At 67.6% G+C, this 21,235-nt stretch carries 16 protein-coding genes; 11 read left to right on the top strand and 5 right to left on the bottom strand.

Annotated elements, in window-relative coordinates:
* Positions 1–6: 6 nt before the first annotated feature.
* Positions 7–1,260: a lipopolysaccharide biosynthesis protein gene (locus DNK52_RS00650; RefSeq protein ID WP_204163325.1), complete on the bottom strand. Its 1,254-nt coding sequence runs from the start codon at positions 1,258–1,260 to the stop codon at positions 7–9.
* A 110-nt stretch (positions 1,261–1,370) separates the two neighbouring features.
* Here DNK52_RS00650 and DNK52_RS00645 point away from each other — a divergent pair, with 110 nt between their 5' ends.
* Together DNK52_RS00645 and DNK52_RS00640 are read left to right on the top strand one after the other, a co-directional pair.
* Entirely contained in the window at positions 1,371–2,708 is a 1,338-nt protein-coding gene (locus DNK52_RS00645; protein WP_110238642.1) for an acyltransferase family protein, read from the top strand.
* Positions 2,705–3,802: a hypothetical protein gene (locus DNK52_RS00640; RefSeq protein ID WP_110238641.1), complete on the top strand. Its 1,098-nt coding sequence runs from the start codon at positions 2,705–2,707 to the stop codon at positions 3,800–3,802. Before DNK52_RS00645 ends, DNK52_RS00640 begins: the two co-directional genes overlap by 4 nt.
* Before the next feature lie 61 nt (positions 3,803–3,863).
* On the opposite strand, the gene DNK52_RS00635 is transcribed toward DNK52_RS00640, so the two are convergent.
* Positions 3,864–4,562 (bottom strand): class I SAM-dependent methyltransferase, encoded by a 699-nt coding sequence (locus DNK52_RS00635; RefSeq protein WP_204163324.1) that lies wholly within the window; start codon positions 4,560–4,562, stop codon positions 3,864–3,866.
* A 146-nt stretch (positions 4,563–4,708) separates the two neighbouring features.
* Here DNK52_RS00635 and DNK52_RS00630 point away from each other — a divergent pair, with 146 nt between their 5' ends.
* From DNK52_RS00630 to DNK52_RS15930, 4 genes are all read left to right on the top strand, one after another.
* Complete coding sequence (locus DNK52_RS00630; protein ID WP_162598544.1) at positions 4,709–8,785, top strand: alpha-(1->3)-arabinofuranosyltransferase domain-containing protein; 4,077 nt, start codon at positions 4,709–4,711, stop codon at positions 8,783–8,785.
* Positions 8,782–10,641 carry a hypothetical protein gene (locus DNK52_RS00625; protein ID WP_110238638.1) on the top strand — a complete coding sequence of 620 codons (1,860 nt, stop codon included), beginning with the start codon at positions 8,782–8,784 and terminating at the stop codon, positions 10,639–10,641. Before DNK52_RS00630 ends, DNK52_RS00625 begins: the two co-directional genes overlap by 4 nt.
* 101 nt (positions 10,642–10,742) lie before the next feature.
* Positions 10,743–12,449 carry an MmpA family trehalose lipid delivery protein gene (locus tag DNK52_RS00620; protein ID WP_162598543.1) on the top strand — a complete coding sequence of 569 codons (1,707 nt, stop codon included), beginning with the start codon at positions 10,743–10,745 and terminating at the stop codon, positions 12,447–12,449.
* Between the two features lie 24 nt (positions 12,450–12,473).
* A complete protein-coding gene (locus DNK52_RS15930) occupies positions 12,474–12,617 on the top strand; it encodes a hypothetical protein (protein ID WP_162598542.1) in 144 nt (47 codons plus the stop codon).
* A 223-nt stretch (positions 12,618–12,840) separates the two neighbouring features.
* On the opposite strand, the gene DNK52_RS00615 is transcribed toward DNK52_RS15930, so the two are convergent.
* Positions 12,841–13,959 carry a glycosyltransferase family 4 protein gene (locus DNK52_RS00615; protein WP_110238636.1) on the bottom strand — a complete coding sequence of 373 codons (1,119 nt, stop codon included), beginning with the start codon at positions 13,957–13,959 and terminating at the stop codon, positions 12,841–12,843.
* A gap of 99 nt (positions 13,960–14,058) precedes the next feature.
* Between DNK52_RS00615 and DNK52_RS00610 the strand changes: the two genes are divergently transcribed.
* Together DNK52_RS00610 and pgfA are read left to right on the top strand one after the other, a co-directional pair.
* Entirely contained in the window at positions 14,059–14,811 is a 753-nt protein-coding gene (locus DNK52_RS00610; RefSeq protein WP_239455293.1) for a class I SAM-dependent methyltransferase, read from the top strand.
* Positions 14,812–14,947: 136 nt separating this feature from the next.
* Positions 14,948–15,898: a cell envelope lipid trafficking protein PgfA gene (gene pgfA / locus DNK52_RS00605; RefSeq protein ID WP_162598541.1), complete on the top strand. Its 951-nt coding sequence runs from the start codon at positions 14,948–14,950 to the stop codon at positions 15,896–15,898.
* Positions 15,899–15,984: 86 nt separating this feature from the next.
* Here the strand turns inward: pgfA and DNK52_RS00600 are convergent, their stop codons facing one another.
* Entirely contained in the window at positions 15,985–16,821 is an 837-nt protein-coding gene (locus DNK52_RS00600; RefSeq protein WP_239455292.1) for a class I SAM-dependent methyltransferase, read from the bottom strand.
* 50 nt (positions 16,822–16,871) lie between these two features.
* Here DNK52_RS00600 and DNK52_RS00595 point away from each other — a divergent pair, with 50 nt between their 5' ends.
* From DNK52_RS00595 to coaE, 3 genes are all read left to right on the top strand, one after another.
* Positions 16,872–17,747 carry a phosphotransferase family protein gene (locus DNK52_RS00595; protein ID WP_239455291.1) on the top strand — a complete coding sequence of 292 codons (876 nt, stop codon included), beginning with the start codon at positions 16,872–16,874 and terminating at the stop codon, positions 17,745–17,747.
* Between the two features lie 196 nt (positions 17,748–17,943).
* Positions 17,944–19,422 carry a 30S ribosomal protein S1 gene (rpsA, locus tag DNK52_RS00590; protein ID WP_110238632.1) on the top strand — a complete coding sequence of 493 codons (1,479 nt, stop codon included), beginning with the start codon at positions 17,944–17,946 and terminating at the stop codon, positions 19,420–19,422.
* Positions 19,423–19,535: 113 nt separating this feature from the next.
* Complete coding sequence (coaE, locus tag DNK52_RS00585) at positions 19,536–20,141, top strand: dephospho-CoA kinase (protein WP_110238631.1); 606 nt, start codon at positions 19,536–19,538, stop codon at positions 20,139–20,141.
* 51 nt (positions 20,142–20,192) lie between these two features.
* Here coaE and DNK52_RS00580 read toward each other — a convergent pair whose 3' ends face one another.
* On the bottom strand, positions 20,193–21,158 hold the full coding sequence (locus DNK52_RS00580) for a sigma-70 family RNA polymerase sigma factor (RefSeq protein WP_110238630.1): 966 nt from the start codon (positions 21,156–21,158) through the stop codon (positions 20,193–20,195).
* Between the last annotated feature and the right edge of the window lie 77 nt (positions 21,159–21,235).

The raw sequence follows: 21,235 nt of genomic DNA, 5'->3' as shown, positions 1-21,235 counted from the left end.
CCGGCCTCAGTGGGGGACGCTCAGCGGCTTCTGCTCGGAAGCCGGTTGGCGGACGATGCTGTAGCTGATGGCCACGAGCGTGACCAGCAGTCCGACGTCGACGAGCAGGACCCACACGAGGAGCCCGGCGACGGAGTCGGTCATCAGGCCGCCCACCACCAGCACGACGAGCGCCAACCACACGATGTAGGACGAGCGCTGTCCTTGACGGGCCAGCACGGAGTAGACCACCAGCTGCAGTAGTGCCAGCACCGTGCCCAGCAGCGCGAAGAGCCAGAGCTGGTCCTGGATCTCCGCAAACTCCTGGCCCCCAGCGAAGTAGAGGGCCAGCCAGGAGAGCATCCAGACGCCCAGGGTGCAGACCATGCCCAGGGCGGTGATCCCGGTCAAACTCTGGGTCAACGCTCGGGTGCGTTGACTGGCCGAAGCCATGGTCGGAAAGGCGACGACCACCACGAACTGGGGCAGGAAGGTCAGCATCTTGGCCAGGATCACTCCGCCGGCGTAGAGGCCGGCGTCATGGTCGGAGAGCGTGTTGCGAGCGACGATCACGTCAGCACTCGACAGGGCGAAGAGGGCCAGCAGCGCCTGCGAGTTGTGCAGCGTCTCGCGCAGGATGGCGCTCGCCGAATGGGTCGGATCCGTGGTGTCGGGCCTGCGGTTGCTCCGCAGGATCCACCAGCCCAGCACGACCGGGAAGATGGCACCGAGCAGCACCGCGAGGACTGCGACCGATGCTGTGGGGCGCCAGGCCAGCAGAGCGACGCCGAGCGCCAGGCGAGGCAGGCCCGCGGCCATGTAGAGAAGTCCGAGGGGCAACCAGCGGCGTTCGCCCTGGAGGATGCCGATGTAGCCACCCACCAGGGTGAGCGGCACGGAGACCGGGCCGGCCAGGGCCGCCAGACCCATGCTGTCCAGACGCAGGACCACGTTGATCACCGGGGTGAGAGCCAGCAGGACGACACCGATCCCGATGGAGACCCGCCAGGTCAGGGACAGCACCTCTGCCTCGATCTGGGCGACGTGCTCGGGGTGGGCAGAGATGCGCCGGGCGGCCGTGGCCTGCAGTCCGAGAGCACCGACGCTGATGACCGTCAGGAGGCTCATCATCGCGGCCACCGGGCTGTAGGCGCCGGGACCCATCAGACTGGCCGCTCCGAGGGTGAAGGCGTACACGGCCACGTTCATGACGCCCATGGCGACGGCGATGCCGGCACCTGTGCTCATGACGGCCTTGGCGCGGTACGTCAGTGAAGTCACCCGAGGAGTCTAGGGGGATCGGCTACCCATGCGTAGGGGGGCAGGCCTCGCGCACGTCCAGAGACCATTCATACGAAGACACAGTGGGCGGCTCATGCTTGAATGTGCGCGTGGCTGCGACTGACGCGACGGTGACCGACCCCACCTCACGTGAGGTGCGGGACGCCCAGATCTCCTCCCTGACGGGCATGCGCGGTTTTGCTGCCCTCATGGTCGTCCTGGTCCACACCGCTGGCAAGACGGAGTACCCGTGGCTGGGTGTGCACGGGTACGGCCCGATCGCGCTCTTCGTCCTCTCCGGTTTCCTGCTCTACCGGCCCTTCGGGCGCTGGATCATGGGGTGGGCGCCGAGACCGTCCCTGCCGGGTTTCGCCATCCGTCGCGTCCTGCGCATCTTCCCGGCCTACTGGGTCACGCTGCACGTCTGGTACTTCATCTACCCGAAGGCAGTTCCGGACACCTTCGGTGAGTGGATTCGTGACCTCACCCTGGTCAACACCCTCCAGTTCTTCGAGCTCACGGTCGGCCTGGAGCAGGCGTGGTCCATGGGGGTCGAGCTGACCTGGTACCTGGCCCTGCCGATCCTTGCGATCGTGCTGCACGGCGTGGTGCCCCGCGTCCCCGAGCGGCACCGACTGAAGGCCCATGTGGGGATCCTGGTGGCGATCTTCCCGGTCTCCGTGGCCTACCTGGCATGGGCGCACCAGCAGGATGTCTGGGACAGCGCCGGCATGTGGCTGCCCAGGTACCTGATCTGCTTCGCCTTCGGTGCCCTGATCGGGTTGATGATGGATGCCGAACGCGCCGGAGCGACCGACATCACCCGCGGACGCAAGATCATGACCGACCCGTGGCTGCTGCCCATGCTGGCGCTGGTCTTCGCGGCTGTCGCGATCTCCGAGTGGAGCGGGCCGGTCTCCTTCACCAAGCTCACCCTCACCCAGGAGTACGTCCGGGACGGCGCCGGACTCGGGCTCGCGGGGACGCTCCTGATCATCTCCGTCTTCTCGGGTCCCGGCGCCCCGTTGGTGCGACTGCTCAGCTCCCGCGTCATGCAGGCGACCGGGCGGTGGTCCTACGGCATCTACCTGTGGCACCTGCCCGTCATCACGATCCTGGCTGAGGACGTCACCTTCCAGGAGGGGCCGCAGGGCCTGTTCTTCAGGTTGCTCTGGCTCCTTCCCATCGCCTATCTCCTGGGCGCGATGAGTTACGCATGGGTCGAGACCCCGGCGATGCAGTGGGCCAAGCACCTCTCCAAGCCCTACGACGGCACCGCGAAGACGGGCGGCAGGCGCCGGAGCGACATCGGGCCGGTCGTGTCGGAGGCGCCGGAGATGCGCGATGCCGTCGCCTCAGAAGCCCCTTACTCGCCCGACCAGTCGCCCTCCGTCGACGCCGCCGCCCCACGGGACGACTCTCGTGGGGGTCCGGGCGCGGTCCAGTGACCGACAGTGACCTGGGTGCGCCGCGCGTGGTGAGTCCCCAGGAGAATGAGACAGCCCTGCGTCGAGCCCAGGAGGTCGTCGGGCTCTACGGGGACCCCGACGTCACCTGGGGGATCTCGCTGGAGCTCTCCTTCGCCGAGCCCGTCGACCTGACCGGCGCACCGGCGCGGCTGACCACGATGGTGCGTGAACACCCGCACCTCGGCCCCGTGCCGAGTCTGCGGCAGGTCCCTGCCCAGGAGTGGGACCGGGTGCGCGAGGAGAGCGCGAGTGCCGACTTCGGTGACGGTCGCCTCGTACGCCTCCTGGCGAGGTCGGACGCTCGTACGTTCTTCGTCACCGCCCATCACGGAGTGTGCGACGGCCTGGGCCTGGTCGCCATCGCTTCGTCGCTGGTCGGCCGGGAACTCTCCTCCTCGGCCCGAGGGGTGGGGGAGCGTCGTTCGTCCCGGAGTTTTCTGACCTCCAGCATCGTCCGGCTGGGTGAGGCCCTGGTGAGCCCTCCCGCACGGTTCGGAGGCACCCGCAATCCCGCCCGCGTGGCCGAGCCTGAAAGTCTTCTCCAGGAGTCCGCGACCCGGTGGAAGGTCAACGGTACGACGGTCTGCACCGCGCTGACCAAGGTCTACGCCGCCTGGCCGCGAGGCCGCTCGCGCGGGGGCCGTCGCTTCCTGGTCGTGATGGGCGCCTCACGGCGAGCCCCGGGGGACATCGCGCCCGATCGACGGACCGCCTACCTGCGGATCCCGCTCAAGCTCGGCTGGGACGAGGCGCGGGTGAAGGCAGCGATCCGCGCGGTGGAGCCGGAGCCCGACTTTCCCGAGACGTCGGCGGGAGGAGTGGGCCCGATGGTGATGCGGGCCCTGAAGAACCGTCTCGGCTACACGGTGAACGTGAGCAACCTCGGTCTGGTGACGGGGGACGGGCTGGAGTCTCTGGCGATGTTCCCCGCGGTCAACGGCCCCCAGGCTGTGGGCATCGGGCTCGTCTCGACCCCACTGCGTACCACCGTGTCGGTCAGGACTCGACGCTCGGACTTCTCCGAGGACGAGGCGCGGCTGCTCCTGCGTCGGCTCGTGGAGGAGATGGGCTGAGGGGCTGCCGTCGACCCGGCCGTGACCGGGCCCTGGTGCCCAGGGCCCGGCGGCTGCTGGCTCAGTACGGGTCGTACGGCGAGTCGTGCCCGAAGACTCGGGCCACGGGGCGCAGCTTGAGGCGCAGCAGCACCTTGATGAAGACGTTGCGGATCCACCACGGCATCTCAGCCAGGATCCGGACGCGGTCTGCGGCGCTGGGCTTGCGCACCCGGAAGAGTGCCTGGGAGTTGCTGCGGCGTTCGTAGGTGATGCGGTTGGAGAAAAGCACGTGACGCAGGATGCCGAGCGTGACGCCGATCGACGAGAAGCAGTCGTGGATCACGATGCCGCCGCCCTCGGGAAGGTGGACGCTCCACTTGAGGTCGTCCGACAGCGTCCAGTAGTCGTGCTTGCCGTCGATGTAGAGCAGGTCGAAGCCGCGGGTCCACGTGGGGCGTAGCCCGGTGCTGTAGTCCTGGACCAACTCGACGACCTGGTTGAGGTCGTTGCTGGCCATGTTGCGCTCGAACTTCTCCTTGGTGGAGAGGCCGCCGAAGAGTTTTCCCTCGACGAAGGGGTCGACGGCGATCACAGTGCCGTCCTTGGGGCGGAGTGCTTCCCCGAGGATGACGGTGGAACGGCCCTGGTGGGAGCCGATTTCAAGGACGGTGCCGCCGGTTCCGAGCTTGGTTGCTTCGTCCCAGAGAATCTGGGCCTGACCCTCCTTGAGCCACCCGGGGACGTCCTGGACCCGCTGCCAGGCCTCGGCAAACGTCACGGGGGCTTGGTCGCGGTCACTGGACAAAGGCGGAACATCTGCGTGGGACATTGCTTGGACCCCTATGGGATGGTTCTGTGCGGGTAAGGTGCCCCGCAGGTTACTACTGAGTTGTCTTATTGCAAGGCGGGTTTCTCACTGTGTGGTTGGGTCGACGTGCGTGGTTCACCCACGCTCATCAACGGTTGTGGCCGCACCTGCTTGTCTGGGCTGCGCTCATCTTCCTCTCGTTCCGCCAGCAGGTGGGACAGACGACCTTCGACACGAAGCTTGATCTGTCGGTCGACGTGGGGTCCTTCCTCGAGCGCACCCTGACCGCGTGGAACCCGATGAGCGCCTTCGGTGAGATGCAGAACCAGGCGTACGGCTATCTCTTCCCACAGGGCGCCTTCTTCCTCCTCGGCGACACGGTCGGCCTCCCCGAGTGGGTCGTGCAGCGGCTGTGGTCCGCGCTGCTGCTCGTGGTGGCCTACGAGGGAGCACGACGACTCTTCGCGGTGATCGACGAGCCGCGCAACCGTGCCTGGCTCCCGATGATGGCTGGTCTGGCCTTCGCGCTCTCTCCTCGGCTCCTGGGCCTCTCGGGGGTCCTGACCGGTGAGATCCACCCGACCGCCGTGCTGCCGTGGGTGGTGCTCCCGCTCGCGCTGGCGTTGCGGGGTGTGCTGACTCCGCTCCACGGTGCCGCCTGGTCCGGATTCGGCGTCCTCATGATGGGCGGAGTGAACGCGACCGAGGTGTTGCTCGCGCTGCCGGTGGCGGGCTTCGTCATCCTGTGCGCGATGCGTGACCGGGTCGGGCGAGCCCTGGCCATCTGGTGGCCGATCGCAGTCATCCTGGCCACCAGCTGGTGGGTCTCCGGCCTGCTGACCCAGGGCAGGTACAGCCCTCCCTTCCTCGACTACATCGAGACGGCCTCGACGACGACGGGCACGCTCGGTTGGGCCAATGTCGTACGGGGTGCGGACCACTGGCTCTCCTTCATCTGGGTCGGCGGTCAACCGTGGTGGGAGGGTTCGTACGAACTCGCCACCGACCCGTGGCTGGTGGGCATCACCGGTCTGGTGGCCGCGGTCAGCCTCTTCGGGCTCTTCCATCACCGGATGCCCTGGCGCCTGCCCTTCGCGCTCAGCGCGCTCACCGGCATGATCCTGCTGGGCATGGGCCACGCAGACGCCTTGGCAGGCCCCTTCTCGGGCACGTTCCGAGGTCTGCTGGACGGCCCCCTGAGTCCGTTCCGCAACATCCACAAGCTCGACCCGATCGTGAGGCTCCCGCTCGCCCTGGGCTTCGCCCACGGGGTGGGCGTCATCACCCATGTCCTGGCCACCCAGCTGGAGCGGCGGCCGCCCCACAGCTCCTTGGTCCCGTACGTCCGGCACGCGCGCCCCGCGACCATCGTCGTCGCGCTCCTGCTGCTGCTGGCGTCGGCCCAGCCGTTGATCTCCGACCAGCTCCGCAAGCCCGGTTGGGACGAGTTCCCGCGGGCTTGGTACGAGGCGGCGGAGTACCTCGAGCGCAACTCCGGCCAGGGGCGGACCCTGATCCTCCCCGGCTCCGGCTTCGGTCAGCAGACCTGGGGTTGGACCATCGACGAGCCCATGCAGCCGTTGGCCGGCGCGCCCTGGGTGTCGCGCAGTCAGATCCCGCTGGCACCGGGAGGGACCATCCGCTACCTCGACGCCATCGAGGAACGGATCCAGGACGGCGTCGGTTCGCCGGTGCTGGCCGATGCATTGGCCCGGGCAGGCATCAAGCACGTTCTGGTCCGACGGGATCTCGACTCGTGGGCGACCGAGACACCTTCCCCCGTGCGTGTTGACCAGGCGCTCAGCCTGAGTCCGGGACTGAAGAAGGTCGCCTCCTACGGCACCGCCGACTTCGGGGTCCAGCCGATGATCGACATCTTCGAGGTGGATCGCAACGTTCCACTCCTCGAGGCGGTCGACCTCGACTCGGTGAAGACCCTGTCCGGTGGACCCGAGGACACCATCACCGCCATGGAGGCGGGGCTGCTCAAGCCGGGCGAGGTGACCGTGAACTTCTCCGAGCCGGGATGGAGCGCCACGCCCGACATCGTCGGTGACGGGTTCCGACGGCGAGAGCGGCAGTTCGGTCGCCTCGTCGACTCCGTCTCCCAGGTGATGTCGGCCTCCGAACCGTTCCGCACCAAGCGCGCTGCCCACGACTACCCGGGGGTGTCCGAGGACGACCGAGTCGTCGCCCAGTACACCTCGTTGGCCTCTGTCACGGCATCGACCTCTTCGGGATACGTCGACATGTTCGGCGCGATCCAGCCGGAGATGGGTCCGTTCGCTGCGCTCGACGGGACAGAGGAGACCTACTGGCGTTCGGCGCCACTGGCCGACCCCACCGATCAGTGGTTGGAGATGCGGTTCACGAAGCCCGAGCCGCTCACCGAGTTGCGTCTGGTTGCCGGCGTCGACGGTGTCTCCGGGGTCCCGGTGCGTCGGGTCAGGGTGCAGGTCGGCCCACGTGAGTTCGAACGCGGGGTCGATCCGGCCACCGGCGAGGTGGTCATTCCGCTCACCGGGGCGAACGTCGACAAGGTGCGCATCGAGGTCGCCGCGGTCTTCGGTGACCCGGAGATGGGCGTCGTCGCTCTGCGTGAGGTCGCCTTCAAGGGCGTCGAGATCGACCGGACCCTGCTGTTGCCCGACAACGGCGCGACCGGGGACACGGCGTTCGTCTTCCGTGCGCGACCGTCCCGTCGCGCCTGCGTCGACATCGGTTACGGCCCCCAGTGCGACGTGAGTTCTGCCCGTGCCAGCGAGGAGGAGTTCGGCCTCAACCGGCGCTTCGTCACCGAGACCAGCGGCAAGTACCTGCTCTCCGCCGAGGTGGTGGTCCGCAGCACGCAGGAGAGCGCGCTCCTGCTCAATCCGTTCCCGAACCAGTTGCGGGCACTGGCCTCATCCACGGTCGGGTGGGATCCCTCGGTCGCCGGCCAGCGGGCCGTCGACGGCGACCCGTCCACGCTCTGGGTGGCCGGACGCAGGGACACTGCTCCGAGTCTGGACCTCGACTGGGGGGTCGAGCGCACGATCAACCAGTTGACCTTCGACCCGGCCAACATCTCTGCCTCACAACCCGTGAAGGCGATCATCGAGGCCGGCGACGAACGACGGGAGGTGGACATGACCGCGGACGCGCTGGGCTACTTCAAGCCGATCACCGCGTCCAGGGCCAAGATCACCTTCCCGATGGCGGCGTACACACCCGGTGGTGACGAGCTTGCTCCGCTGGCGATCGGTGAGCTCAACATCGGAGGGCTCGAGGAGGTCAAGGCGCCGTGGTCCCCTGATCAGCCGACCGGAGCGGTCTGCGGATTCGGCCCGGACGTCAACCTCGACGGAGAGAGGTACCGGACCAAGGTGGTCGGGAAGATGGGCCAGGTCGTCACGGGCACCCCACTCCAACTGGAGCTGTGTGGGAGCGACGAGGTCGACCTCGCTTCCGGTGACCACCGGCTCGCCGTCACCTCCACGCCGCAGTACGCGGTCACCTCGCTGACCCTGACCCCGGCCGAGGAGCGCGGGCTCGTCGAGGAGGAGGAACGAGGCCGTGAGGTCGCGATCCTGGACTGGTCCGCCAGCGAGCGCACGGTCCGCGTCGGCCAAGGACCGGAGGGCGTCCTGCGCGTCCCGGAGAACGTCAACATCGGCTGGGTGGCCACCCTCGATGGGGAGGAACTGGAACCCCTGCGGCTGGACAGTTGGCAACAGGGCTTCAAGCTGCCGGCGGGAGAGGGTGGGGTGGTCGAGCTCAAGTTCGCTCCCGACTCCACCTATCGGATCCAACTCGTCCTGGGAGCCATCGCCGCGCTCCTGGTCTTCGGTGTCGCCGTGGTGCTCGAGGTCGTACGGGTTCCCGGTCCGCGCCGGGTGGCCTCGGTGCCGGTGCCCCGTTGGCTGGGTCGCGGCCGACGGAGCAGGTACGCGGTCGGCGCCGTGGCCGGGTACGTCTTCGCTGGCGTACCGCTGGCTGTCGGCCTCCTGCTGGGGGTCGCGCTGATCGGCCGTGGGGCTGCGCGAGTGCTGCTACCGTCGGCCTTCGTCGTCGTGGCGACCACCGGCCAGGCGATCTCCGCGTCGAACGGGGGAGGGGTCCATGTCTCCTGGACCGACTGGGTGGCGGGTGCTGCTGTGGGCCTGTTCCTGATGACTCTGGTCCTGCCCAACACGGGAGAAGAGGAACGATGACCGACATCGAAGTCCAGCCGACACCGCCGCGGGCCAAACGCCGACTGGAGGCACCCAAGGAGCCGGGGTGGTTGAGCCTGGCGGGCTCCGCCTTCCGGACCCCCGCTGGCTTCATCGCGGTCCTGGTCATCGCAGTGCAGGCGATCTGGCGCGGGGGCCTGGTGGCAGGAGGCTTCTTCACCCAGGACGACTACCTCATGCTCGACCGCGCCGCCAACGAGGCGATGGACCTCGATCACCTGGCTGCCTCCCACTCCGGCGAGTTCTCCCCGCTCGGCAACCTGATCGTGTGGGCAACCACCCAGGCGGCCGGCATCGACTGGGGCGCGGTCACGCTCGTCGTGGTGGGGCTCCAGACCGCAGTGGCGGTGTTGACCTGGGTCGTCCTGACCCAGATCCTCGAGGACCGATGGGTCCGGATCCCCCTGCTGGCCGTCGCCTGCTTCACCCCCCTCACGTTGGGCACCACCTTGTTGTGGGCGCTCGCCACCACCCATCTGCCCGCCGTGTTGCTGCTCCTCCTGGGAACCTCCGCCCTGCTCGCGCACCTGCAGGCGGACTGGCGGCCAGGAGTACGGGTGGCTGCGGCGTGCCTCGTCCTGGTGATGTTCTGCAGCGACCGGGCTCTGCTCCTGCCTGCGGTCTCCCTCATCGCCGTGGCTGCAATGCTTCGACCGGCCAACCTGGGGGTCAGGGCCCGACTCGTCCAGGCGGTCGCCCTCTACGGGCGACTCTGGCTGATCCTGCTGGTGGCCCTGGTCGCTCGGATCCTGCTCTCGGTGAACCGTGAGGGGTCAGGTTTCGGGTGGCCGTCCACCTTCAGCGATGCCCGGTACATCTTCGAGCAGTACTTCCGCCAAGGTGTTTCCGGCCTGGTGGGTGGCCCCTGGTCCGGAGAGATGTCGTCCAGCGTGCTGGTGCCGTCGGCCAACTGGCCCTTGGCCGTCGCCGGTCTGGTCTGCATCCTGCTCGCCGTTCCTGTGGTCCGGTGTCTGAAGGACCCTGTCGTGGCGGTCTCGGCCATCGGTCTGTTCGGATACTTCGTCCTCGGTGCCGGGGTCCTGCTGGTCACCCAGGAGGGCCTCAACGCCATGGGGATGGTCTCGCGGTTCGTGGCCGACGTCGTGCCCGCGGTGGTCCTCTGCCTGGCGTTGGCCCTGCGCCGCAGCACCGTGCCCCACGAGATCGGCCACTGGGTGCGCAAGGCGCCGGCTGGCATCGCTGTCGGCCTGGCCATCGTCTACCTGGTCTCTGCCGCAGTGACCACGCGAGCCGTCACCCCCGTGCTCCAGAACACCGACGACAGGGACTTCGTCGAGCAGATCCGCACCGGCCTCGAGGTCGACCCGCGCATCGTGCTGCTCGACGGGCCAGTCCCGGAAGGGGTCATGTCGACCTGGTTCGGCAACGAGGCGAAGGTCTCGACAGTCGTCGGCCTGCTGCCCGAGCAGCCCACGTTCGACCTCCCGAGCGAACAGTTGCGGATGGTGGACGGGACCGGACTCCTGCGCGAGATCCAGTTGGGCACGGCGGTCTCCGCCGAGGCCGCGGAGGACCCCTCGTGTGGGTGGCCGGTCACTTCGAAGGGCCTGACCGTGCCCATGCAGGGCAACGTCGCCGCAGGTGACCACGTGATGTCGATCGGCTATCTGACCAACGCCGACACGTACGCCCAGATCCAGGCCGGCGACACCTCCCTGCGGATCCCGATCCGTACCGGGTTGAACACCATCTTCGTCCCGGTGAAGTCAGCTTTCGACGAGGTGCAGTTGACCCTCGAGACCATGGACCAGACCTTGTGCGTGGGGTCGATCACCGTTGGCGTGCCAGAGCCGGCTCCCCTGACCGGGGGCTGAGGCGTGCCGGACAGGCTCTCACCGGGCCCCCGTAGGGCTTCGGGGCAACGGTGAGGGACGTACGCGGGAGAGGCCCGGCAGACTCGCTCTTACGAGGTCCGTTGCGCTGGCCAGATCTCGCGTTGGCCGTGGTGGTTGCCATGGTGGTGCTGGGGCCCTTGGTCCTCGACCGCGGCTTCATCCTGGTGGGCGACATGGTCTTCGTGCCGGACCAGCCGTGGAAGGACGCCTGGACCGGAGGGGACGGCGGGGTTCCGCGAGCGGTCCCCGGCGACGCCTGGGTCTCCCTCCTGGATTCGGTGCTGCCCGGCGCAGTCCTCCAGCGCCTGATCCTCCTGGCCACCCTGATCGGTGCCGCGCTGGGAATGTCGCGTCTCACCGCGGGGCTCTCCTTCGGGGCGAGGGCTGCGGGTGCCGTCCTCTTCGTCTGGAACCCGTACGTGTTCGAGCGGCTCGCGATCGGCCACTGGGCGCTCCTGTGTGGCTATGCGGCCCTGCCCTGGGTCCTGGACGCAGCGTTGAAGTTGCGTCGCGAGGACGCCAGCCCCCGAGTCTGGCTCCACCTGCTCCTCCCACTGGCGGTGGCCGGCTGGGCCTCTCCCACCGGCGGAGTCCTGGCGGTCATGGTGGCGTTGGCCTTCACGCTGTCGCGGTGGCGACGGGCCGCTGCAGTGCTGGCCCTGGGCCTGTGGGTGAACCTGCCGTGGATCGTGCCCGCGTTCGGCAACGGCGCAGACCAGCTGTCTCCGGACGCGTTCGGCGTCGCGGTGTTCGCCACGCGTTCGGACACTCCTTGGGGACTCCTCGCTTCCGCTCTCACCTCCGGGGGGATCTGGAAGGAGTCGATCCTTCCCGCTGATCGCGCCAACACCTGGCTGTCGCTGGTGAGCCTCGCCATCCTCGCTCTCGCGGTGTGGGGGCTCTTGTCTCGCCGCGGCAGGGTCCTGTTGCCACCGCTGCCCACGGCCCTCCTGGCAGGCACCGCGCTGGTGTTGGCGCTGGTGGGCGCGGTGGAGTTGACCCGGCCCCTCCTCGAGTGGACGGTCCTCCATGTGCCCGGCGGGGGACTCCTGCGCGACGGGCAGAAGTGGTTGGCCCCGTGGGTCCTGGTGGCGTGCGTGGGGTTCGCCGTCACCGTGGAGCGTCTCGGGGAGCTGACCGCTCGTCGGGCGCCTCAGTCACGCAACTGGGTGGTGAGCCTGGCGCTCCTTCCGGTGATGGCGTTGCCGTCCCTGGCCTTCGGTCTCGGCGGGTTCCTGTCCGCCGACGAGTTCCCCGAGCAGTGGTTCGAGATGCGTCAGGAGATGGAGCAGTTGGACCTGGCCGAGGAGCTCGTGGTGGTGCTGCCGTTCTCGACCTATCGACGCTTCGACTGGACTCCGCGAACGATCCTCGATCCTGCCCCGAGGTTCTTCCCGGGAAGGATGGTCACCGAGGACGCCTTGACGACACGCCAGGGCACCGTGGGTGGCGAGAGTGCCCTCGCCGCACGTGTGCGGGCGACCTCGGACGGTGACGAGCTGGCCCAGGTGCTCAGCGAGGGTGGCGTGCGGTGGGCCCTCGTGCACCGCAGCAGTGACCCGGGTCCGACGCCGACCGGCGCGACGGTCGTGAGCGCAGGCGACCAGGTCTCTTTGCTGAAACTCCCATCCCCGGTCGCCGAACCTGCGTATGCTGGCCACTGGCGCCCCACTACTTACGCTGTGCTCGACTTGGTGGTGCTGAGTAGCGTGGCCTTGACGCTTTGTTCCGCGATGTGGGCAAGGGGTCGCAATGCTGGCTACCGACGCGTACTCTGCAAGCAGTAACCGTTAGGTCTGGGAGGACACTAAATGTTTGGTTGGTTGTTTTCGATCCTCGCGGGCGCCATTGCGGCCGTAGTCTCTATCCTCATCGCTGTCGCCAGCCTGACCGGCGTCGACGCTGACAACGGCGGCCCCAACGAGCCCGGTTCAGGTCAGTACGGCGACGAGTGACCCACGGCCACTGATGGTGGCCCATTGACTTCTCTCTTCAGGGCGAACTCCTTATGGAGTTCGCCCTGAAGCGCGTGCAGAGGCGCCAACGCGGTGGGTGTCGAGGCCGCCCTGCCCAGGACTGGCAGCTCCCGCAGGGCTCGGTGGGGCGACGTGCGAATTGGTCTTGAGACGTGAAAGGGCCCCGCCACAGGCGGGGCCCTTTCACGTCGTGGGGGATCTGTCAGCGCCGGGTGTGAGCCTCGCTGGTCGGAGCAATCTCCAGGCAACTCTCCACCACTGCGGTCGTGGCCTCCCACGTGAATTGCTCACTGCGCATCGCTGCCTTGGTGCCCATGCTTTCCCGCAGAGCGTGATCGGTCAGGAGGCGGCGTACACAGTCGGTGAAGTCAGCCTGGTCGCTGGCCAGTAGACCGGTGACGCCGTCGAGGATGGACTCCTGGACTCCTCCGGCGGAGCGGTAGGCCACCGACGGTGTGCTCACGTGCGCAGCCTCGACGATGGAGAGGCCCCAGCCCTCCTTCAGGGAAGGCATGACGTGGACCCAGGCGCGTGACAACTCGATGAACTTCACCTCGTCGTCGACGAATCCGAGGAAGCGGACGCGGTCGCTCAGACCCAGCTCGTCCACCAGAGCGACGAGGTGGTCGGTCCACCAGCCGTCACCCATGATGGTGAGGGTCGTGGCGGGGCACTCGTCGCGGAGATCGTGCAGTGTGTGGATGGCGTGCTCGATCTGCTTGTGAGGCACGAGACGGCTCAGGGCCACCAGGCTCGGGTGCTTGTCGCGTCCCGGCTCCTCGAACTCAGGCACCGGAGGAACGCCGTTGTAGGCGATGCGGATGCGCTCTGCGTCGACGCCGAGCTCGACCAGTTCTGAGGCGGTGATCTGGCTGACCGCCACGTAGTCGTTGTTCCGGTTCACCCGAGGAGCGGCCTGTGACTCCATGAACCACCCGATCCTGGCCAGCACGGGTCCGACCACGGGCCACTGTTCACGGTGGACGTGGTGCACCAGCACCGTCACCTTGGCCCGGGTGAAGAGGGTCGCCAGGAATGGCATCCCGTTCTGGACCTCGATCACGTGGTCGATGCGCCCCAGTCGGCCGGTGAGCAGGTAGAAGGCCGCCCACAGGTACACGGTCATGTGGCGTCCGACGCGAACGTAGCGGACGCCGTCCCGCGTCTCTTCCTTGGCGCTGCCCGGATACCGCGCGGTCAGCGTCGTCACGTCGTGCCCTGCGGCCGCGAGCCGAGTGGCGACCTGGCGGAGATAGGTCTCCGACCCACCGCCTTCTGGGTGCCACTGGTCGCGCCAGTTCAGGATGACGAGTCTGCTCATCAGTGCACCCCTCCCGTAGGCCCTATGACTGCTGTTCGAATGGTGAACACCACCTGGTCTCCCTCCCGGTGCTGATTACCGGAGGGTAGCATTTCAGATGTGAGCCATTCCACAGAATCTACCGCTGTCGTTCGTGATGACTGGCGTCGTTCGGTCAAGCTCTTCAAGTCCTTCCTGACCGAGCAGACGGACCCAGAAGGGTTCTACGGCCTCATCGCCGACGACACCCTCGAGTTGATGCGCCCGCACGTCGACCTCAGGGGCAAGACCGTCGCTGACTTCGGGGGAGGAGCGGGGTTCTACTCCGACGCCTTCACCCGTGCGGGTGCGACGTCGCTCGTCATCGACCTCGACCACCAGGAGGTGCTGTCCCACGGTGTTCGACACCCACTGTCGGTGGTGGCGCGCGCCGAGGAGGCGCCATTGCGTGACGGTGCGGTCGACATCGGGTTCTCCAGCAACATGCTCGAGCACGTACGTGACCTCCCCGCCGTTGCCGACCAGATCGCCCGGGTGGTCAAGCCCGGTGGTCTCGTCGTGCTGTCGTACACCGCCTGGTACGGCCCGTGGGGCGGGCACGAGACCTCCCCGTGGCACTACCTCGGTGGCGCCCGCGCCGCGCGGCGCTACGAGCGGAAGAACGGGCATCCGCCCAAGAACGTCTTCGGCGAGAGCATGTTTGCGGCGAAGGTCTCCGAAGGATTGGAGTGGGCGCGCTCGCGCGACGACCTCGAGCTTCTCGATGAGCGACCGCGTTACCTGCCCCCTGCCAGTCGCCACCTGCTGCGGGTGCCGGGTGTCCGGGAGGTGCTGACCTGGAATCTGTGGCAGGTTCTCCGAAAGAAGGAATGAGGTCCCGGAATCTCCGGCGACCTGTTCTACACTCCACAGACTCGGGGGAGTTTGTGGCCTGCGTCACCCGTAACGTCTACCGGCTGGTAGCGTGCGGCTACTTAGTGGCATGTTCATGTCTGGAGGGAGCACGCAAGTGCGAGGAAAGTTAGGTCCGATTCTGTCGGGCATCGGTGGATTCCTGCTGATCATGGGAGTTCTCCTCAACGTTTACGCGTACCCGCGGTTGGCCACGGCCCCCGCGGACCAGAACAGCACCTCGGTGCTCAGCGGCCCTGACGCCACGGTGTTCGACAGCGATCCCACCGTCCTGGCGGAGTTCCAGACCAACTTGACGACCACGGCTCTGACCGTCGGTGACGTCGACGCGGCCGAGCGGGCCGGCGACAACGTTCGCGTGTGGGTCAACTCCACCTCGACGAAGTCCGACGACGGTGTTGTTCGCTCGCGAAGTGTCGAGCGAGTCGCCTTCGACGGCTTCACGGGTGAAGCGGTGGACTGCTGCAACGCCTTCTCGGAGACGACGCAGGGTCAGCCCGAGGAAGTCAAGTTCGAGGGTCAGATCTTCAAGTTCCCCTTCCAGACCAAGAAGGAGACCTACAAGTGGTGGGACGGCACCCTGAAGCGTGCAGTCGACGCTGAGTTCGAGCGCGAAGAAGAGCTCGAGGGCGTCAACACCTACGTGTTCGTCCAGACGATCGAGCCCGAGGTCTGGACCCAGCAGGAAGTGCCGCCGTCCGTGGTGGGGGAGTCGGGCGAGGAGTCCGTCATCGCTGACCGCACCTACGGCAACATCCGTACGTTCTGGGTCGAGCCCGAGACGGGCGTCGTCCTCAACCGTACCGAGGAGCAGTCGGCCTACCTTCAGGTCGACGGCGAGAACCGCACGACACTGACCTCGGTCAAGACGGCGTTCTCCGAGGAGACGATGAAGAAGAACATCGATGAGTACTCTGGCAAGTCGACCCAGCTCAAGATGATCCGCTCCACCCTGCCGCTCGTCCTGGGCGTCGGTGGTCTGGTTCTTCTGATCGTCGGTTTCCTGCTCTACCGTCGGTCGAACTCCAGGAGCACCTCGAAGCGCTGAGCAGCTCTGACAGCACCTTCCTCGAGGAAGGAGAAGGGCCCGGACGGATCAACTCCGTCCGGGCCCTTCTGTGTCGCGTGGAAGTCCTAGCCGAGGTCGGCGACGAAGACGGCGGTGCCGGGGATGAGCAGTCCGCGCGTGCGTGACCAACCACCCCAGGTCCGATCGTGCTTCTCGGGCCACTCCGGTTCCTTCAGGGCGACAAGACGGAAGCCGTTCCCCGCGAGGACCTCGACCCAGTCGCCCAGCGTGCGGTGGTGCTCCACGTAGGAGGGTGTGCCGGTCTCGGGGTCCGTCTCCACGTAGGGGGTCCGGTCCCAGTACGACTGGGAGGCGGTGAGTCCTTCTACTCCGGGGTCGTCGGGGAAGGACCAGCGCGTCGGGTGGGTGATGGAGAAGGCGAAACGCCCGCCCGTACGCAGCACCCGCGCTGCCTCGGAGAGCGCCGCGGGGAGGTCGGCGATGAACTGCAGGGCGCCGAACGAGGAGAAGACGACGTCGAACGAGTCGTCGGCGAAGGGGAGCTGGGTCGCGGTCCCGACCACCGAGGGGACCACCACGCCCGTCTCCTCGTCGATGCGACGGGAGTGCTGCAACTGGCGCATGGACAGGTCGAGGCCGATGCCGTTGCCGCCCCTGGCAGTGACCCAGCGCGAGCACTGGCCGGCACCACTGCCCACCTCGAGGACTCGACGGCCGGCGACCGGGCCGAGTGCTCCGGCTTCGTCCTCGCTGAGCCCCTCGGGGCCCCAGATGAACCCTGTGTCACCGAGGAAGGCGCCATGGGTGGCCTGGTACTCGTCGGCGTACCTGTCCCAGTCGGGGCCATTGGCCCGTCGCGAGTCGGCCTCGCTGATCTGGCGCCGTTCGACGCTCACCGACTGGGGTAGATGGTCTGTCCCCGAAGGGATCGTCTCGGACACGGTGTCGATGCTACGCGCGCAACCGGCGTGGGAGTATGGACGGCGTGGAGATGACGTGGGACCCCCTGCCCGGCGGATGGTCGGGGGAGAGTTTTCTCGCGGAGATCGACGGGGTCCGGTCGGTGGTCAGGATCTGTGCCACCCCCAGTGCTCGCGGCGAGCGTGCCGCCGATGTGGACGGCGCCCTGATGCGACTGCTGAGGGGGCTCGTACCGGTCCCCGAGGTGTTGGAGGTCAGAGCGGCCCGGGACGGCAACCCGCCGCTCCTCATCACCCGCTACGTGCCGGGAGTCCGGGCCGACAATCTCGTCCGGGGGCAGGACGCGGGCGTCCTGGCTCCCCTGGGTGCCCAGTTGGGCCGCATCGCAGGCACGCTGGCGGGCATTCCGACCGTGGGCAGCGGCCATTTCGTCGATGCGGGTCTGAGGATCGAACCATTCGCTCCGGAGGCCGACGACCTGCTCTCCCACGTGATGTCGCGCTTGCCCTCGTTGCGAGACTTCGGTCCGGCCCGGACCGAGGGCCTGCTCGAGGTCGCCCGACGTGCCCAGGACGAACTCGACTCCGTCCCACGGACCTGCCTGGTGCACGGTGACCTGAACCCCAAGAACGTGGTCGTCGACCCCGACACCGGGTCCGTGGTGGCGGTGGTCGACTGGGAGCACGCTCATGCCGGGTCTCCTTACGCGGACCTCGGCAGCCTCCTGCGCTTCGATCGTCACAGTGCGTGGGAGGAGGCCGTGCTCTCCGGCTGGGTGGCGGTGCGCGGGGGGACCGCGGAGCAGGCCCGTGACCTGGCCCGTTGTGCCGATCTCTTCGCGCTCCTCGACCTGGCGTCCCGTCCCGCAGGGAACCTGGTGGTCGACCTCGCCGAGGTGTTCCTGCGAGAGATCGCCCGTGAAACCGACTGGAACGCCGCGCCCTGAGCCGAGGTCGCGACCGCTTGTCTGCAGAGCATGCCGGTTGGACGCTGCGCGGTCCGCACGCGTAGAGTAAGACCTTGCGTCACAGGTCTGCTCGGATCCCATACGGAGCGGCTCCCAGCTCGCTGCCGACGTTCGGCGGTGAAACGGTCCTTTGGCGAGCCGTACGACTCCATCCATCCAAGGACAACTCTCCCTTATGACGAGCACGCACATCCCTCTTCCCGATTACGACGCGCCGCAGGTTGCGATCAACGACATCGGTTCCGAAGAGGACCTTCTCGCCGCGATCGACGCGACGATCAAGTACTTCAACGACGGCGACATCGTCGACGGCATCATCGTGAAGGTCGACCGTGACGAGGTGCTCCTCGACATCGGTTACAAGACCGAAGGTGTCATTCCCTCGCGCGAGCTGTCGATCAAGCACGACGTGGACCCGTCCGAGGTCGTTGCCATCGGCGACAAGGTCGAGGCCCTGGTTCTCCAGAAGGAGGACAAGGAAGGTCGTCTGATCCTGTCGAAGAAGCGTGCTCAGTACGAGCGTGCCTGGGGCACCATCGAGCAGGTCAAGGAAGAGGACGGCGTCGTCGAGGGCACCGTCATCGAGGTCGTCAAGGGCGGCCTCATCCTCGACATCGGTCTGCGCGGCTTCCTGCCCGCCTCGCTGGTGGAGATGCGTCGCGTCCGCGACCTGCAGCCCTACGTGGGTCAGACCCTCGAGGCCAAGATCATCGAGCTCGACAAGAACCGCAACAACGTGGTCCTGTCGCGCCGTGCCTGGCTCGAGCAGACCCAGTCCGAGGTGCGTCACGGTTTCCTCACCCAGCTCCAGAAGGGCCAGATCCGCAAGGGTGTCGTGTCCTCCATCGTCAACTTCGGTGCCTTCGTGGACCTGGGCGGTGTCGACGGCCTCGTGCACGTCTCCGAGCTCTCCTGGAAGCACATCGACCACCCGTCCGAGGTCGTCACCGTCGGTGACGAGGTCACCGTCGAGGTGCTCGACGTCGACATGGACCGCGAGCGCGTCTCCCTGTCGCTCAAGGCCACCCAGGAAGACCCGTGGCAGCACTTCGCCCGCACCCACCAGATCGGTCAGATCGTTCCCGGTAAGGTCACCAAGCTGGTGCCCTTCGGTTCGTTCGTCCGCGTCGAGGAGGGCATCGAGGGCCTCGTGCACATCTCCGAGCTGGCCGAGCGCCACGTGGAGATCCCGGAGCAGGTCGTCCAGGTCAACGACGACGTCATGGTCAAGATCATCGACATCGACCTCGAGCGTCGCCGCATCTCGCTCTCGCTCAAGCAGGCGAACGAGACCTCCGCAGCAGCCGACGTCGACGAGTTCGACCCGACGCTGTACGGCATGACCGCCACGTACGACGACCAGGGCAACTACGTCTACCCCGAGGGCTTCGACCCGGAGACCGGCGAGTGGCTCGAGGGCTTCGACGACCAGCGCGCGACCTGGGAAGAGCAGTACGCCAAGGCCCACACCCGCTGGGAGGCGCACGTCAAGCAGCAGGCCGAGGCCAAGGTTGCCGAGGCCGAGGCTGGCGAGTCCACCTCGTACAGCTCCGGTGGCGAGGTCGAGCAGGCCGAGGAGGTCGGCGGTTCGCTGGCGTCCGACGAGGCTCTGCAGGCCCTGCGCGAGAAGCTCACCGGCGGCGCGGCGAGCTGAGTCAACGCTTGACCCGCAACTAGCACCACCACGTACGGCCCGCCCGGTCACACCGGGCGGGCCGTACGGTATTTTTCGCCTCTGCACGAGACCTGTGGGCAAGAAGGAGTGGAATGACGATTCGAGTTGGTCTGACCGGGGGAGTGGCATCCGGCAAGAGCACCGTCTCCGCCCGTCTCGCCGAGCTCGGCGCCGTCGTCGTCGACGCAGATCTACTGGCCCGTGCGGTGGTCGGGCCGGGGACCCCCGGCCTGGCGGCAGTGGTGGAGGAGTTCGGTGAAGGCGTGCTGACCCCCGAGGGCCTGCTGGACCGTCCAGCTCTGGGATCTCTGGTCTTCGCTGACGAGTCCCGGCGCAAGGCGCTGGAGGCCATCCTTCACCCCTTGATCCGTGCGGCTGGCGCTGAGCTCGAGGCGGCTGCCCCTGAGGGTGCAGTGGTGGTGCACGACATCCCGTTGCTCGCCGAGACGGGCCAGGCGGGAGCCTTCGACGCGGTGGTGGTGGTCGACGTCCCGGTCGAGGTGCAGATCCAGCGGATGGTGGAGCAACGCGGCATGTCGTTGGCCGACGCCCGGGCTCGGGTCGCCGCCCAGGCCAGTCGTGAGGAGCGCCTGGCCATCGCAGACTTCGTCATCGACAACACCGGCGACCTCGGTGCGCTCGAGGCCCGCGTCGATGAGATCCATGAAGCACTTCGGGCCCGCGCCGGAGCTGTCTGAAAAGACAGCCTCCGTGCGGGCCCGAAGGTTTTGGCCGACCGGGGAGGGAGGTCAGGCGGCCAGATCTGGATCGCCGAGACGGCGCAACTTCTGCAGGGCCTCACGCTCGAGCTGACGTACGCGCTCGGCGGAGATGCCGTGCTGGGCACCGATGTCGGCCAGCTTGTGCTGCCTGCCGTCGGTGAGTCCGTAACGTGCCCGGACGATCTCAGCCGAGCGTTCGTCGAGTTGGGACACCAGGGTGTCGAGACGCTGGCGGGCCTCCACGTCAAGGACGGTCCCGTCGGGACTGGGAACAGTCTCCTGTGACATCAGGTCACCGAGGGTGGTGTCACCGTTCTCGTCCAGAGGAGTGTCGAGCGAGACGTGGTCCCGACCCCACGCCATCAGGTCGAGGACCCGGTCGATGCTGAGCCCCAGCTCGCCGGCGATCTCGGCGGGCTCGGGGTCCCGGCCGAGCTGCCGCTCGAGAGTGCGGCGGGCGTTGCCCACCTGGTTCAGCTCCTCGACCACGTGGACGGGAAGACGGACCACGCGTGCCTGCTGGGCGATGCCTCGCGTGATCGCCTGACGCACCCACCAGGTGGCGTACGTGGAGAACTTGTAGCCCTTGGCGTAGTCGAACTTCTCGACCGCGCGGATCAGGCCGGTGTTGCCCTCCTGGATCAGGTCGAGCATCGGCATCTGCGCGCGCCCGTACTTGCGAGCGATCGAGACCACCAGACGGAGGTTGGCGCTGACGAACGTGTTGATCGCCTTCTGGCCCTCCTCGGCGAGCCAGGTCAGCTCCTCCTCGGTCGCGCTCATCGGGGCGCCGCCCTTGCGACGGCCGACCCGGCCGGTGGCGAGCAGGTGCTCAGCCATCAGCCCGGCCTCGATGGTCTTGGAGAGCTCCACCTCGGTGATGGCGTCCAGCAGCGGGGTCCGGGCGATCTCGTCCAGGTAGAGACCGACTGAGTCCCGTCCTTCGATTTCGCGGGTCACGCTCTGCGGGCGGGTTGCCGTACGAGTGGCCATGAGGTTGCCTCCTGCTCCGTGTCCGCACTGGGGCGGTCACACCGTGGTCAACGGCTGCTGGTGCACGAAGATTCCCG

Source organism: Nocardioides gilvus, assembly GCF_003194605.1.
Taxonomy (GTDB): Bacteria; Actinomycetota; Actinomycetes; order Propionibacteriales; family Nocardioidaceae; genus Nocardioides; species Nocardioides gilvus.
This window is presented reverse-complemented; position numbering and strand designations above follow the sequence as displayed.